16 protein-coding genes are annotated in these 14,605 nt (G+C 74.4%); 7 read left to right on the forward strand and 9 right to left on the reverse strand.

What is annotated here, in order from left to right; genetic code table 11:
- Nucleotides 1–23 precede the first annotated feature (23 nt).
- From ACIA5C_RS08480 to ACIA5C_RS08490, 3 genes are read right to left on the reverse strand one after another with little or no spacing between them, the layout of a single operon-like run.
- A complete protein-coding gene (locus ACIA5C_RS08480) occupies nucleotides 24–539 on the reverse strand; it encodes a hypothetical protein (protein ID WP_396052613.1) in 516 nt (171 codons plus the stop codon).
- A complete protein-coding gene (locus ACIA5C_RS08485; protein ID WP_396052614.1) occupies nucleotides 536–2,335 on the reverse strand; it encodes a dynamin family protein in 1,800 nt (599 codons plus the stop codon). Before ACIA5C_RS08485 ends, ACIA5C_RS08480 begins: the two co-directional genes overlap by 4 nt.
- Nucleotides 2,332–3,861 (reverse strand): dynamin family protein, encoded by a 1,530-nt coding sequence (locus ACIA5C_RS08490; RefSeq protein WP_396052616.1) that lies wholly within the window; start codon nucleotides 3,859–3,861, stop codon nucleotides 2,332–2,334. The genes ACIA5C_RS08485 and ACIA5C_RS08490 overlap by 4 nt, the downstream gene beginning before the upstream one ends.
- Nucleotides 3,862–4,043: 182 nt before the next feature.
- Between ACIA5C_RS08490 and ACIA5C_RS08495 the strand changes: the two genes are divergently transcribed.
- From ACIA5C_RS08495 to ACIA5C_RS08520, 6 genes are all read left to right on the forward strand, one after another.
- Nucleotides 4,044–6,422, forward strand: coding sequence for a LuxR C-terminal-related transcriptional regulator (locus ACIA5C_RS08495; RefSeq protein WP_396052617.1), 2,379 nt, complete (start codon nucleotides 4,044–4,046; stop codon nucleotides 6,420–6,422).
- Nucleotides 6,423–6,434: 12 nt separating this feature from the next.
- Entirely contained in the window at nucleotides 6,435–6,962 is a 528-nt protein-coding gene (locus ACIA5C_RS08500) for a LuxR family transcriptional regulator (RefSeq protein ID WP_396052618.1), read from the forward strand.
- A 113-nt stretch (nucleotides 6,963–7,075) separates the two neighbouring features.
- Complete coding sequence (locus ACIA5C_RS08505) at nucleotides 7,076–7,921, forward strand: phosphotransferase (RefSeq protein WP_396052620.1); 846 nt, start codon at nucleotides 7,076–7,078, stop codon at nucleotides 7,919–7,921.
- 429 nt (nucleotides 7,922–8,350) lie between these two features.
- A complete protein-coding gene (locus ACIA5C_RS08510) occupies nucleotides 8,351–9,157 on the forward strand; it encodes a lysophospholipid acyltransferase family protein (protein WP_396052622.1) in 807 nt (268 codons plus the stop codon).
- A 90-nt stretch (nucleotides 9,158–9,247) separates the two neighbouring features.
- Nucleotides 9,248–10,072, forward strand: coding sequence for a class I SAM-dependent methyltransferase (locus ACIA5C_RS08515; protein ID WP_396052623.1), 825 nt, complete (start codon nucleotides 9,248–9,250; stop codon nucleotides 10,070–10,072).
- Nucleotides 10,069–10,545: a GNAT family N-acetyltransferase gene (locus ACIA5C_RS08520; RefSeq protein ID WP_396052625.1), complete on the forward strand. Its 477-nt coding sequence runs from the start codon at nucleotides 10,069–10,071 to the stop codon at nucleotides 10,543–10,545. The genes ACIA5C_RS08515 and ACIA5C_RS08520 overlap by 4 nt, the downstream gene beginning before the upstream one ends.
- On the opposite strand, the gene ACIA5C_RS08525 is transcribed toward ACIA5C_RS08520, so the two are convergent.
- The 4 genes from ACIA5C_RS08525 to ACIA5C_RS08540 form a co-directional block, all read right to left on the reverse strand.
- On the reverse strand, nucleotides 10,529–10,738 hold the full coding sequence (locus ACIA5C_RS08525) for a hypothetical protein (RefSeq protein ID WP_396053109.1): 210 nt from the start codon (nucleotides 10,736–10,738) through the stop codon (nucleotides 10,529–10,531). The two genes, ACIA5C_RS08520 and ACIA5C_RS08525, sit on opposite strands and share 17 nt — an antisense overlap.
- A gap of 584 nt (nucleotides 10,739–11,322) precedes the next feature.
- Nucleotides 11,323–11,625 (reverse strand): hypothetical protein, encoded by a 303-nt coding sequence (locus ACIA5C_RS08530; protein ID WP_396052626.1) that lies wholly within the window; start codon nucleotides 11,623–11,625, stop codon nucleotides 11,323–11,325.
- A 3-nt stretch (nucleotides 11,626–11,628) separates the two neighbouring features.
- Complete coding sequence (locus ACIA5C_RS08535; protein ID WP_396052628.1) at nucleotides 11,629–11,961, reverse strand: helix-turn-helix domain-containing protein; 333 nt, start codon at nucleotides 11,959–11,961, stop codon at nucleotides 11,629–11,631.
- A gap of 18 nt (nucleotides 11,962–11,979) precedes the next feature.
- On the reverse strand, nucleotides 11,980–12,459 hold the full coding sequence (locus ACIA5C_RS08540) for a tyrosine-type recombinase/integrase (RefSeq protein WP_396052630.1): 480 nt from the start codon (nucleotides 12,457–12,459) through the stop codon (nucleotides 11,980–11,982).
- On the opposite strand from ACIA5C_RS08540, the gene ACIA5C_RS08545 reads away from it, so the two are divergent.
- A complete protein-coding gene (locus ACIA5C_RS08545; RefSeq protein WP_396052632.1) occupies nucleotides 12,352–13,221 on the forward strand; it encodes an alpha/beta fold hydrolase in 870 nt (289 codons plus the stop codon). The genes ACIA5C_RS08540 and ACIA5C_RS08545 overlap by 108 nt on opposite strands.
- A gap of 38 nt (nucleotides 13,222–13,259) precedes the next feature.
- Here the strand turns inward: ACIA5C_RS08545 and ACIA5C_RS08550 are convergent, their stop codons facing one another.
- Nucleotides 13,260–13,475, reverse strand: coding sequence for a hypothetical protein (locus ACIA5C_RS08550; protein WP_396052634.1), 216 nt, complete (start codon nucleotides 13,473–13,475; stop codon nucleotides 13,260–13,262).
- A 246-nt stretch (nucleotides 13,476–13,721) separates the two neighbouring features.
- On the reverse strand, nucleotides 13,722–14,582 hold the full coding sequence (locus ACIA5C_RS08555; RefSeq protein WP_396053094.1) for a phosphotransferase enzyme family protein: 861 nt from the start codon (nucleotides 14,580–14,582) through the stop codon (nucleotides 13,722–13,724).
- Between the last annotated feature and the right edge of the window lie 23 nt (nucleotides 14,583–14,605).

The following is a 14,605-nucleotide window of genomic DNA, read 5'->3' on the forward strand; positions in this document are numbered from 1 at the left end:
GCCGTTTCCTAGGTGCCGCGTACTCATTCGTTCGTGTCGTTGAAGAACCGGGCGAGGGTGCTGGTGGCGGGGTCGTCGCTGTCGGCGAGGACGGCCCAGGGGTCGGCGCCGGGCGGGATTTCGGTGCCGGCGTATTCGGCGAGTTCGTGGGGGTCGACGGGCAGCGTGGTGTCGTGGGCGCTGAAGTCTGCCGCGCCCAGGGTGGCGGCGTCGGTCCAGGGGAAGCCGTCGACGGGTTCGGGGAGGGCGCCGACGTCGACGGGGGGCGGGAAGACGTCGGCCGGGGCCGGGTCGTCGTAGAGGGCGGTGTCGTGGTGGCCGGTCTCGTCCACGACGTGGACGTCCTCGGTGGTCGGGGTGGGTTCGTGGTGGATCTCGGGTTCGTGCCACGGGCTGTGTTCCGGCTCGTCGAGGTGCCCGGGGTGTTCGGGTTCGTCGAAGGTGGGCTGGTCGTCGTGGTGGAAGTCGGGCTGCTGGTAGTCGTCGTGGTCGAACCGGTGGTCGAAGTCGTGGTCGCCGAAGTCGTGGTGGTCGGTCATGGTGTCTCCTCGGTGGGCTCGCCGGGGGTGAGGGCGCGCGCCCGGGCGAGCGCGTCGTCGGCCGCGCGCAGGCGCGCCCGGACGGTGTCGAGTTCCTGCTGGGCGGCGGCGCGGCGGCGGCTGCGGCCGGCGGCGTCCTCGGCGGCGGCGGCGTCGATCTCGGCGATGTGGGCGTCGAGGTCGCGCAGCCGGCGTTCGACGGCGTCGTCGACGGCGGTGCTCAGGGCGTACTGCAGGTCGGTGAAGCGGTTGGCGATCTCGTCGGCGAGGGCGGCGCGGACCTCGGCGAGGATGTCGCGCAGCCAGGTGCGGGCCTGCTGGCGGTCGGTCTGTACGCGGCGGCGCCACAGCACGTAGCCGCCGGCGGCGAGGCCGAGGCCGATGCCGGCGACGGGGACGAGCAGGCCGCCGACGGCCAGGACGGAGGCGCCGAGCATGGCGCCGCGGCCGGCCATGAAGGCGATGCCGCCGGCCGACAGGGCGATCAGCAGGTTTTCGCCGGAGCCGTCGCGTGGGGGTGCGGCGGCCAGGGTGTGCCGGAGGGTGGCGTTGAGCCGGCCGATCATCTGTTCGCGTTCGGCGAGGGTGAACACTTCGGCGAGGACTTTCTCGCCGACCTGCTGGAAGGTGAGCTGCAGTTGTTCGGAGAGCCGGACGGCGACGGCCTGCAGTTCGGTGTCGAGGGCGTCGGGCAGGCCGCTGAGGGTGTCGCCGCGGCCGGTGTCGATGCGGGCGGAGAAGTCCTGTTGCAGGGCGGCGATGCGGGTGCGCAGGGCGCCGACGGTCTCGACGCGGGCGCGCTGGGTCTCGCTGCTGAGCAGCAGTGTCCATTGGCGGGACTCGGTGCGTTTGCGGGCGGCGAGGGCGGCGCGTTCGGCGCGGGCGGCGGCCTGGCGGGCCGGGTCGGCGTCGGCGGCTTCTTTGCGGGTGCGGGCGGCGGTTTCGAGGCGGGCCAGTTCGCCGCGGGCGGCCCGCAGCACGTTGGCCAGTTGCAGCTGGTGCCCGTGCCCGGCGAGGGCGACCAGGGCGTGCTGCAGTTCGGCGATGCGGGACGCCTCGATGAGGGCGGCCTGTTCGCCGGCCGGGGCGGGCACGGCCAGTTCGGCGAGGGTGGCCGAGACCGGGAACCAGGGCGCCCGCGCGAAGCGCGGCGCGTGCGCCTGCAGCAGGGCGCGGTTGTCGTCGAGGATGCGGCGCCAGCCCGGGTACGCGTCGATCTTGGTGAGCGTGAAGACGACCGCGTCGACGCGGTCGCTGGCCGTGGCGAGGAAGTCGAGTTCGGGCTGTGAGAGCGGGGCGGAGGCGTCGGCCACGAACAGCAGTGCGGTGGCGCGGTCGACGGCGTCGAGGGCGACGGCGGTGTGTGCCGGGTCGAGGCCGCCGACGCCGGGGGTGTCGAGCAGGCTGAGGTACTGCAGCAGCGGGGCCGGGTGGGTGACCTCGATGCGGCGGGCTTTCTGCCGGCCGGTGGCCCAGGCAGCCAGGTCGGTGATCTCGGCGGGTTCGCCGCTGCCGGGCGCCCAGGCGCGGGCGGACAGTGCCGGGCCGGGCCCGAACTGCAGGTAGGTGGCGGTGGCGACGGCCGCGTCGACGGGGGACAGGCCGGGTACCCCGAGCAGGGCGTTGATCAGGGAGCTCTTGCCGCGTTTGGTTTCGCCGACGACGACCACCGCGGGGCGCACGAGGTGGCGGCGGCGCAGGTCGGCGAGTTCGGCGCCGGCGTCGGGGTCGGCGGTGCGCACGTAGGCGAGGGTGTCGCGGACGGCGGTGTCGAGGGCGGCGGTGAGGTCGGTCATCGGGTCACCGGCCCGCGGATCTGCTGGGCGAGCAGCTGGAAGCCGCGGTGGGCGACCTGGGCGATCCTGGACTGGGCGGGCCCGGCGCCGGCGACGGCGTAGACCCGCCACCGGCCGGCGGCGGCGGTCGCGGCGGCGGCGAGCTCGGCCGGGCCGGCGTCGGGCAGCCGCAGGATCCAGCGCGGGTCCTCGGAGGTGGCGAGGCGGGTCAGTTCGGCCTCCCGGTCGGCGGGCATCGGTACGTCGCCGGTCGCGACCCGCTGGGCGGCGTCGAGCAGCCGCAGCCGGTGGTAGGCGGGTTCGCGCAGCAGCCGCTGCACGGTGTCGCGCAGCCGGTCGCGGCCGCGGGGGTCGCGGACCCGGCCGGCGAGGCGGTCGAGGCGCGACAGCGCCCATCCGGCTTTGATCGCGTCGGAGCGCCACCGGAACGCCTCGTCGAGGGTGTTGCGCAGCCGGGGCAGCCCGGACGCGGCTTCCAGGCGGCGGACGAGCTCGCCGGTGGGCAGGCGCGGTTCGGCGGCGTACTGGGCGAGGGCGAAGCCGATGCCGTACAGGTCGAGCCGGTCGAGGAGGCGTTCGCGCTGCTCGGCGGCGAGGGGGCCGGGCCGGGTGCGGAACAGGTCGGCCGAGGCGAGCAGCAGACGCAGCTGGTCGGCGGGCATCCGGGCGAGTTCGCGCAGGGCGTTGCCGTCGGCGCCGGTGAGGCGGCCGGCTTCGGCGGTCTCGGCGAGCAGTCCGGCGACCGGCACGACGTCGCTGACCGTGCGCCCGAGCAGCTGCGCCTGCTGCCCTGCGAGGGGCCCGGCGACCGGCCACGGGTCGGCGGCTCCGGCGACCAGGGTGTCGACCTTGCCGAGCACGCCGATCGCGTTGATCGGGCTGGACGACAGGCGGGCCGACGCCGCCCGGAACGCTTCCAGGGCGGCCGCGTCGTCGGCCCGGACGGCCTGGGTGAACACGTAGACGACGGCTTCGGCGGCGGCGATCTCGGCCGACGAGTCGTCGTCGATGTCGGCGTCGAACGGTGCTGTGCTGCCGGCCCGCGGTGCTGTGCTGCCGACGGCTTCGCGGGCGCGTTCGCTGACCGCGGTGTCGGTGGAGGCCAGACCGGGCGTGTCGACGACGGTCAGGTCGCGCAGTTTGCCGCTGGTCAGGGTGACGTCGACGTAGGCGACGCGGCCGGCCGGGACGCCGAGGCGTTGCGGGATCATGCCGTCGTCGTCCAGCGGCAGTGACCGGCGGTCACCGTCGCGGCACACCACGTCGATGCGGTCGGCCGGTCCGTAGCGGAACCGGGTGACGACCCGGGTGCACTCGCCGACCGCGGTCGGGGCGACCCGGCGGCCGATCAGGGCGTTGACGAGTGTCGACTTTCCGGCTTTCAGCCGGCCGGCGATGGCGACGCGTAACGGTTCACCGAGCCGGTCACGGATCTGTCCGACCTGCTGAGCGGGGTCGGGGCCGAGCTCACCACGCAGCTGATCACAGAGCGTCGCGACGGTGGTGCTCAGCGGGCCGGTCACCATGGCTCGTCAGCCGTGCACACTGTCAGCCAGACTGTCAGCGACAATGGGCAGTCCGCGGACGTCGGCACGGCACCCTCCATTCGGCGGGCAGGGGTGCCCGCTGACGGACAGCCTACGGAGCGCCGCCGGGCACGGGATCCCGTGTTCGTGCCAGGCGCCGACGCACGGAGAGGGAGGGGCCGGTGGCGGCAGTGCCCGCGCAAGACCCGGTCACCCTGCTGCGCGGGCCCGCTCTGGTCGTGCTGACCGGGCCGCCCGGCTGCGGCCGCAGCACCGCGCTGCGCGAGATCACCGCCGCGGTGCCGGGGCCGGTGCACGCCGGCGGCGGACTGGCGATGCTGTCGGCGGTGCCGGCGCTGGCGTTGTCGCGGGCGGTCCGGGCCCGGCTGCCCGCCCACGACGTGCACCTGCTCGCCGAGGCGGTCCGGTCCCGGGTGCGGGGCGGGCTGCTGGTGCTCGACGACCTGCAGTACGCCGACCCGGCGACGCTGGCCGCCCTGCCGCTGCTTGCCGGCCGGTGCCGGGTGCTGGTGGCGTTGCGCACCCCGCACCGGCTGCCGGAGGCGGCGGAACGGGCGCTGCGGGAGGCGGCGGCCGCCTGGATCGGCGTGCCGCCGCTTCGCCGCGACGCCGCCCTCGACCTGGCCCGGCGCACCGTCGGCGGCCGGCTCGACGACGCCGCCCTGGAGGCGGTGGCCGACCGGGCCGGCGGCAACCCGCTCGCCGTCACCGCGCTGGCCCGTAACGCGGCGGCCGGGCGGGGCCTGCCGGGCGGCGACATCGACCAGGTGGCGTACGCGATCGCGACCGCGCTGGCCGACCTGCCGCGGCCGGCCCGCACCGCGCTGGCGGCGCTGGGCCTGCTGGGGCGCCCGGCCGCGGCGGGGCTGCTCGGGCCGGGCGCGGCCGACCTGCAGGCGGCCGGCCTGGTCACCGCGGCCGCCGACGGGTCGCTGCTGCCGGTGTCGACCTACCTGGCGGAGACGGCGGCCGGGCTGCTCGACGCGGCCGCCCGCACCGACCTGCACACCCGCCTCGCGCAGCTGACCCCGCCCGCCGAGGCGGCCCGGCACCTGGCTGCGGCCGGTGACCACGCCGCCGCGTACCGGACCGCGTTGCTGGCCGCCGACCAGGCGGCCGGCGGTGACCGGGCGGCGCTGCTGCTGTTCGCCTGCGAGCTGGGCACGACGGTCGACGTACGGGTGCGGATCGCCGCGGCGGATGCCGCGCTGACCTGCGGGCGGGCCGCCGCGGCCGCGCGGGTCCTGTCCGGTGCCGGGCCGCTGGGTGCCGAGGCCGACGTGCTGCGCGGTGAGGCGCTGCTGCAGGCCGGTGACCCGGTGGCGGCGCGGGCCGCGGTCGCCGCGGTGCCCGACGCGGCGCCGGCCGGAGTGCTGGCGGCCCGCGACCGGGTGCTGCTGCTGGCTTCGGAGCCGTCCGACGCGCAGGACCTGGCGGGCAAGGTCAGTGCACGCCATCCGCATCCCACGCCGGGTGTCGCGGCCGCGCTCGCCGCGGTGCAGGCGGCCGCGCGGGCGCCGGGCTGGGACTCGGCGCTGTCCGCCGCCGCGTTCTCCGGCGATGACCCGGCGGTCGCCCGGCACAGCGCGTGGCTGCTGGTGGAGGCCCTGGCGGCCGACGGGCGGCTGCTCGAATCGGCGGCCGCGGCCCGGCGCGCCGCCGACGGGTGCGTGGCCGACTACGCGTACGGGTGGCAGACCCGGTTCGTGGCCGCCGCCGACTGGGCCCTGGCGCTGCACGGCGGCGACGACGGGGTGCTGCGGCACGCCGGCGACCTGACCGACCGGGCGCTGCCCGACGACGCCCGCGGCTACGCGACCGCGGCGACCGCGCTGATCGAGGCCGACACCGGGCTGCTCGGCGCGGCCCGCGCCCACCTCGACGGCGGTCCCGCCCACCCGGCCACCTCGTGGGTGGCGCAGGAGACCGCCTGGCTGGACGGGCAGCCCGACCGGGCGCGCGCCGTGGGAGAACCGGCTTCGCCGGGGCTGCTCGCCGGCCTGCACGCCATCACCGCCCGGTGGGCGTCCTACGACCTCGGCGTGACCGGGGCCCCGCCGATCCCGGCCGGCCTGCCCACCGCGGCCCGGCGCACCCTGACCGCCTGGGCGACCGGCATGGGGTTCACGGCCGCCGCCGACGGCTGGCAGCCGGTCGCCCGCCGCGAGCAGATCCGCTGCCTGCTGGCGGCCGGGCTCACCGACCCCGACCCGCAACGCGCCGTCGACGCGCTGCTGGCCGCCGAGCAACTGGCCGACGACGCCGGGCTGACCGTCCTGGCCGGGCGGGCCCGCCGCGGCCTGCGCCGCCACCACATCCACCGCGACACCCGCAGCCCCCGATCGGGCGACCAGCTCACCCGGCGGGAGACCGACGTGTTACGACTCGTCGCCGCCGGGGAACCCACCCGGCGGATAGCCGGGCAGTTGGGCATCAGCGCCGAGACCGTCGACACCCACATCCGCGCCGGCATGCGCAAGCTCGGCGCCCGCACCCGCACCGAAGCAGCCGCCCTCGCCTTCGCCCGACTCGCCGAGTGACAAGGATGGCCGGTGACCAGACAGCCTGACGCTCCACGCCACGTCGTCGGCAGCCCCGGCGACGCCGACACCGTGCTGCGCCGCCTCGCCCGCGACGGCTGGTCGGCCCGCGAAGGCTTCGCCCTGCCCGACCCGTCGTGGGACGTCACCGCCGCCCGGCTCGTCCTGCACGGCCGCATCGGCGACCAGGAGACCCTCGCGCTGGCGGTACTGGCGGCGGCCCGCGGGGCCGGGATCGTGGCGATCTGCGACCCCGAGTCGGCACTCGGGCGGGCCCTGGTCGACGACCTGGGCCGGCTCGGCCCGGTGCGGCACGGCGCCGACGGCGGCGGCGACGACGCGGTCGCCGACCTGGTCCCCGAGCAGCGGGCCCTGCTCGACCGGCTGGCCGCCGGCGACACCATCGCGGCGGCCGCGGCGGCCGAGTTCCTGTCGCTGCGCACCGCCAACCGGCGGATCGCCGAGGCCCGGGCCCTGTTCGGGGTGCGGACCACCCGCGAGGCGGTGCTGGCCTACCTGCGGCAACGCAGCCCCGAATAGAAAACGGTAAGTTAGCCGACACCCTCGCGGCGGGCGAGGGACTACGGTGCATCACCGAAGGTGCGTGCGACGCGACGGGGGCCGCGGATGACCATGAGCAGCGGGTGGTGCCCGTGACCACGGAGGCCTGGCCGCGCAGCGCCCGCCTCGACGCGCCCCGCGTCGTCGACCGCATCGCCGACATCACCGGCGTCCGCCTGATCATCGAAGGGCCCTGCCCGGGCGGCGAGATCGGCGCGGCCTACGTGCGGTGGCCGGACGGCCGCCGGTCGGTGCTCACCACGGGCCGCACCCGCACCGGGCCGCTGGTCGACCGGGCCCGCGCCGCCGGGGTGCCGACCGCCCGGCACGAACTGGTGGCCCATGTGGACGGGGTCCGGGTCATCGTGCAGGAACGCCTGCCCGGCCGGCCGCCGTCGGCCGTCTCCGCCGACCTGGTGTCGCAGATGATCGCGGTCACCGACCGGCTCGCCGGGCTCCTCGCCGGCGAACCCGACCCGAGACCGGCACCACTGCATTTGCTGTCCGACGGCCCGGGCTTCTGCCTGCACGGGCCGCTGTCGGCGTACGACGCCCGCACCGCCCGCCTGCTCGACTGGATCCGCACCGTCGGCGCGGACGGCACGTCGATGCTCGGCGACGACCTGGTCCACCTCGACTTCCAGCCCGGCAACATGCTGGTCTCCGGCGGCCGCCTGACCGGGGTCGTCGACTGGGACGGCGCGGCCCGCGGCGACCGGCACTTCGACCTGAGCACCCTGCGGTTCTACCTGGCCGGGCAGGCACCGCACCTGGCCGGGGCGCTCGACGAACGGCTGGCCGACATCTCGGCGCACCGGCGCCGCGCCTACTGGGCCCACCTGAGCCTGCGCCAGGTCGACTGGTCGATCCGCCACCACGACGCGGCCACCGTCACCCACTGGCTGGACGTGGCCGAGTCCGGCATGACCCTCGACTGACCGGCGGCCCGGCAGCCCGAGATCGGACCGCCAGGCGGGCTGTGGCGGCGCGGGACTCGCGGGCCATGGGCACCACTCGCTCAGGTCCGGCGTCGGGCCTTGGAAAATGGCCGTCGGTGCCGCCTTCCTGACAGGCCGCGGCGTCGGTATCCCGGCGCCGTCCTCCTCCAGCTTTTCGAGCAGGCCGTTCGTCTCGGCCGGCGGAAGGCGCTGAGCGGATCGCCTTGCCCCGCAGCCGGTCTCCGGGTGGCCGGCGGAGCAGCCGGGTCGCCGGCCCGGCGACGGCGGTGCCGGCGTCGGGGCCCGCTCGTGCCACACCCGCCGGCCGGAACTCACGCCGGAAGATCAAATCGCGTCGTGGTTGAGGACGACGCCGTGGGGTCGGGTCGGGCCTTCGGCCGGTGATCGGCGTGGCATCATGTCGGCCTGATGGAAAGCACTCCGTGGCGAACCCCGCCGGTCTGGCGGTTCATGCTCGTGCTCGGCCGGATCCTGGTCTGGCCGCTGTGCCGGCTCCAGGTGAGCGGGACCGTGCCCGCCGAACTGCGCGGACGGCCGCTGATCCTGGCCGCGAACCACGTCAGCCCGTTCGACCCGGTCGTGATCTCGGCGGCCTGCCACAAGATCGGCATCGCGCCGCGGATCATGGCGACCGGCGGGCTGTTCGACGCGCCGATCGCGGGAGCGGCGATGCGGGCGGCCGGGCACATCCGGGTCGACCGCGGCAAGAGCCACGTCGCCAACGCGCTGCCGGCGGCGGCCGAGGCGTTGCGGGGCGGGGCGATGGTGATGGTCTACCCGGAGGGGCGCATCGGGCTCGACCCGTGGATGTGGCCGGAACGCGGCAAGACCGGCGTGGCCCGGATGGCCGCGATGTCCGGTGCGCCGGTGCTGCCGGTCGCGCAGTGGGGCGCCCACGCGGTCCTGCCGTACGCGACTCCGGTCGGCCTGCTGCGCAACATTCTGAAGGCGATGCGCCGGCGGCCGGTGGTGCAGGTCCGTTTCGGCACCGAACCGGTGGACATGACGGGGCTGACCGGCACGCCGGGCGCGCAGGCGATGAACGCGACCCGGCGCATCATGGCCGCCATCGACGACACGCTCGCCCCGCTGCGGTCCGGCGAGATGCAGGTGCCGCGGTTCGTGGACGGCACCCGCCCGTACGACGTCTCGCGGGTGCGTCCGCGCCCGGCCGGGCAGAAATCGAAGGCCGGCGGCCCGCCGCCGGTGTCATGATGCGGCCGTGACCGATCCTGGCCTCCGGTATGCGTGGAACGGGTGCCGCGACGACTGGGCGGCCGTCCGCTACGGGCTGGGGGAGCCGGCGTGATCGAGGGCTGGGAATGGGACGAGTCGCTGTTCGCCGGGGCGGCGCGGTACTACCGGCGGGGGCGGCTGCCGTACGCGCCCGGTTTCGCCGCGGCGATCGCCGAGGAGCTGGCGCTGGACGGGCGCGGGCGGCTGCTGGACGTCGGGTGCGGCCCGGGAACCGTGACGGTCCCGCTGGCGCCCTGGTTCGCCGAGGTCGTCGGCCTCGACCCGGACGGCGGCATGCTCGCCGAGGCGGCCCGTCAGGGTGTGACCGACGCGCGCTGGGTGCGGGCCCGGGCCGAGGACCTGCCGGCCGGGCTGGGCGTGTTCCGGGTGGTGACGTTCGCCCAGTCGTTCCACTGGGTGGACCGCGCCCGGGTCGCCGCCACCGTCCTGGGCATGCTGGAGCCCGGCGGCGCGATCGTGCACATCTCCGACGTGCAGGACCCGCCGCCCTCGCCGGTGCCGCTGCCGCGCCCGCTGCCGCCGTACGAGCGGATCGGTGAACTGGTCCGCCGCTACCTGGGCCCGGACCGCCGCGCCGGGCAGGGCACGATCGCCGGCGGCCGGACGCCCGGCCGGGAAGACCTCGTCATCGCGGCGGCCGGCTTCGTCGCTGCCCGGCGGGTGACCGTGCCCGCGGGCCGGCCCGTCGAGCGCGGCACCGACGACCTGGTGGCGTGGACGCTGTCGCTGTCCGGCTCGGCCCCGCACCTGTTCGGTGACCGCCTGGGCGACTTCGAGCGGGATCTGCGCGCGCTGCTGGACGATGCGGGCGGCCGGTTCGCCGAGCAGCGGCGCCCCACCGATCTGCAGTTCTGGCGTAAGCCCGACCGATGACCGCCGCGGGGATCACGATCCGCCCGGCGGGCCCGGCCGACGTCGAGGCGCTGGTGGGGTTACGGCTGGCGAACGCCCGCGCGCACGTGGCCCTCGACCCGGTGGCCTACCGGGTGCCGGACGCCGACGCCGTCCGGCGCTACTTCGCCGCCCCGGCGGCCACGGACGGCATCCTGGTCGCCGAGCGGGACGGACGCGTGGCCGGCATGGTGGAGATCGTGCCGAACCCGGAGCCGCCCGACCACCAGATCCTGCAGCCGAGACGATCCGCTCAGATCCACACCGTGGTGGCCGGCGATGCCCGTGGCGGCGGCATCGGCAGCGCCCTGGTCGAAGCGGCCGCCCGCCGGGCCGCCGAGTGCGGCATCGCCTATCTCTCCGCGGGCATCCACCACGCCAACGCCGGCGCCGTGCGCTTCTATCAACGGCACGGCTTCACCGCCTCCGGCGTCGCCTTTACCCGCACGATCTGAGCCCGGCCCCGCCGCGCCCGGCCCGTTCAGAACCCGGAGCCGGCATCCGCGCGGACGGGGGTGAACTTGCCGCGGCGCGGGCCAGCTCGAGGACCGTGGACCCGGGCAGAGCGCCCGGCTTGCGCAGTAGAGCTTCTAGGTAATGGTCGAGGAAGATGAGCTGTCCGCGCTGGCTTTCGTGCAGTTCGGTCATGGACGTGATCCTTTCGATTGGGCGAGCGGCAGCTCGCCTGATAGCACGTCCGGCGGTGGAGTTGCGGGCCGCGGCCGGCGGCGCCGGTAGCACGCCGGTGCGTGATCGTGGCGGCCACACCCACCACCGCTATCGGAAGGCCCCGACGTCGGCGGCGTATGCGGCCCAGTCACCGGCGCTGGCCCGTTGCCAGGCGACGGCGACGCTGATGTGGATGCCGAGCATGCGGGCGAGTAGGGCGGCGGGCAGTTCGGTGGCGAGTTGGAACAGGGCTGTGGACCGGGATTGTCCGGGACGGATCCCGAGGTGGCGGAGCGGTTCGGTGAGCTGGTAGGAGCTGACGGGCCGGCCGGGTTCGCCTCCGGGGAACAGCCATCGGGAGGTGCCTTGATCGCCGAGACGGGCGTGTCCTCGACGTGTGGCGACGAGGTGAAGGACGAGGCTGGCGAGGGGTTCGGGCAGCTCGACGGGCTCGTGGCCGAGGTCTTGGATCGCCGTGTCTGTCGCGGGATGACACGGGCCGCAGGTTGCCGCAGCCGGCGCCGGGCTCGCGGTTCGGGCCGCAGCCGCCGCAGTACCAGTCCTCACCACGGCGTTGCAGGGTGCGTAACTGTTTGCCGCACTCGGCGCAGACCGGCGCCGACACCGCGGTGGAACCTGCCTGGCGCAGCGCGATGAGCAGATCGCCGACCACGCGCGGAGCGGGCGAACGCCCGTCGATGAGCAGCGACGGCTTGTCGAGCAGTGCCTGCGCGAGCTTGCGCCGCGGCGGTGGCTTCCGCGACCTGCTGGACTTCGGTGGGATCTAGCAGCGGATCGGTGCCGGTGACCAGGTCGACGATGACTTTGACCGGGTCGGCGAGCACCTGCGGGGTGAAGACGGGCATGGGTCAGTCGTTGACCGCGACGATGCGGGCTCGCTTCGGCCGCAGAGCGCCGACGCCGGCCTCGTCGCCGCCGGCGACCTTGGCCTTGCGGGCCGACGAGGCGACGGCGATCGGCTCGATGAGGTCCTCCATCGAGCAGTCCAGGATGTCCAGCAACGCCATCAAGATTTTGAGGCTGAGTCGTTCGGGTCGCTCGACGACAAGCCGATAGACCTGGCTGGACGACAGCTCGATGTCGCGGTGCGCCAGCAGCGGTGTCAGGTCGGTGGTGGCGAACATGCCCTTGGCTGCCATCACCTGCCGCAGGTTCCACCGGTAGTCGAGTTTGCGCGTCATCGCCGCATCCTTTCCCTGTCAGCTCGTCGGGGTGAAGGCCGGGGTCAAAGCCTTGCGCAGTGCGGTGTTCATGAAGTCCCCGCTGACGTGGGTGTAGATCGCCGTCGAGGTGTCGCAGCGATGTCCGACCTGCTCCTGGATGAACCGCCGGTCGACGCCGTCCTCGGTCAGTTGGGTCACGTAGGTATGCCTTCTGTCCGCACTTGCCGTGTGCACCGATCCCCGTGTGGCGATTCTGCTCGGACTTGCGGGGGGATTTGCCGAGCATCGTGCTGATCGCCGGTGTTGCGATAACGGTGCCGACGTGTGACTGACGACATAGGCCGCCGTCGTCCGGCACCCGGAGCGCGGGATCCTGTGTCGGCCGCGGGTGTCGGGCAGGATGTGGGGGTGCGCGTGATCGTGGATGGGGTCGGACTGTACTTCGATGTGGAAGGCGCCGGGCTGGTCGCTGAGGGCGAGGTGATGCAGGAGCGACCGGCGCTGGTGCTGCTGCATGGCGGCCCGGGCGCCGACCACAGCCTGTTCAAGCCCGAATTCTCGGCGATGATCGACGCCGCGCAGGTGGTCTATCTGGACCAGCGTGGCTCGGGGCGGTCGGACCGAGGCGATCCGAGCACGTGGACGTGGCAACGATGGGCCGATGACGTGGCGGAGTTCTGCGCGCTGGTCGGCCTGCGTCGCGTCGTGCTGGTAGGCACCTCCAGCGGTGGGCTGGTCGGGATGGTCTGCGCGGCGCGGTTCCCGGAGTTGGTGGCCGGGTTGGTGCTGGACAGCACGCTGGGTGCGCCGACGAGCCTGGCGGAGAGCTTGGAGGTGTTCGAGCGGCGCGGCGGTGTGGTCGCGCGGGAGGCGGCGGCCCGGTTTCTGGGCGGGGATACCAGTGCGGAGGCGGCGTCGGCGTGGCGGGAGCATGCGTTGCCGCTGTATGGCGGCGCGGATGGTGGAGACATGCAGGTGCGCCGTGCTCGCGCGCGGATCAACGAGGACGTGCAGGATCATTTCCGCCAGGGCGGGTGTGGCCCGGTGGAGGTGGCCCCGTTTGCCGCGTCCATCGGGTGTCCGACGCTGGTCCTTGCCGGCCGGGACGATCCGGTCTCGCCGGCGGTCGGCGCGCAGCGGTTGGCTGATGGGTTGACCGGTGTGGCGGTGCGCGTGGAGCTCCTGGACGGGGTGGGACATGGGGTGTTCCGCCAGGCGCCGCAGCGGGCGTTCGACCTGCTGCGGGGCTTTCTTCAGAACGACGTGTCGCTGGCGTAGCGGTGCCGTTGGAGGCGGTTCTGTCGTGCTGCGGGGCTTCATTGGCAAGGCCCGATGATCTGGGTGCGGGAGGGTAGGCGCCGCACGTTGTCGGGGGTGCCGTCGACGTGCAGCCGACGGATTTCGTCGTGTTGGGCGGCCAGCCGGGCAAGGGCCTGGCTGCGGAAATCGGTCAATTCCGCGGTCGTCCGGTCGGCTGCTGCCAGGCGTTCTTTGAGCGCCGGGTACCGGGTTGCGTTCAGCGGCGAGGTCATCGCGGGTCGTCAGGTAGCCGAACAGCCCCGAGATGCTGGCGAGCCGACGCTTGATCGTCCGCGCCGACAGCCCCGCCTCTCCGTCTTCAAGCCGGATGACCTTCGGGCCGCGCCGCGGCTTCTTCTGCGCGGTGATGAAGATGCTCCACCAGCCGAGGTGGGCCCGGAACCGGTGAACAAACTCCAGGCCATAACGGTCGGAAACCGGGGGCCAGCTTTCCTGCCGTGTCGCAGCTTCCGCCGACCTCAGCGATCGCAGAAAGGTCGGGCGAGCGCGAGGTCGGCGTCCACTCGCCGCAATCCGTCGAAGCCCCACGTGTTGATGCCGTCCAGGTCGACCTCGTTGTCGATGCGAACGGCGAGGTCGCGAAGCGAGCGGGCGAGCCGGGCGTACTCGAGGTGCGTGAGGTCGAGCCGCTGTGCGCGGTAGGCGCTCAGGAAGCGCACGGGGTCGGGCCCGCACAAGCCGGCGAACAAATCGTGCTCGCGCGGTGCCAGCATCGTATGACCCCAGTCGAGCAGTGCCACGACGTGACCGTCGCGGTCGACGAGGACGTTGTGCGGGAACAGGTCGTGGTGACACACGACGTGGGGAACGTCGATGGCGCGTGCCCTTTCGATCACCGCTTCGAGCCGGTCGACGTTGGCCATGACCTCGTCGCGGCGGTCGACGATCCACGGGTGGTCGCGCCGGTCGCGCAGCGCCTCGATGCACCATTCGTAGATGTCGGTTCGGGGCAGGAGGAGACCGGCGATTTCGTGCACGGCACGCATCGCCTGCGCGATCGCGTCGGCGTCGTCCCAGGTTGCCTGGCGGCCGTCGGCGAATGGGAACAGGGCATAGCGCCGGCCGAGGTGCGCGGAGGTGTACGAGCCGTCGAGAGTTCGCTGCGCCGCGGGAACGGGGACGCCCCGGGCCGCCAGCTCAGCGGTCAGCGCCAGTGCGGCGTCGCTGTCGGGCTGCTGACGCCAGAGTTTCACCAACCAGCGCCCGTCGGTGAAGGCATCCGCCTCGAACCCGCCCGGATGCGCCTGCAGCTTCCCAACCTCGACACCGAACGCATCGCGGACCTGAGCCGCCGCCGGCGGCGGTAATACGCTCCACATCACCCCAGGACGCTACCGTCGCC

Source organism: Actinoplanes sp. NPDC051343, assembly GCF_044455125.1.
Taxonomy (GTDB): Bacteria; Actinomycetota; Actinomycetes; order Mycobacteriales; family Micromonosporaceae; genus Actinoplanes.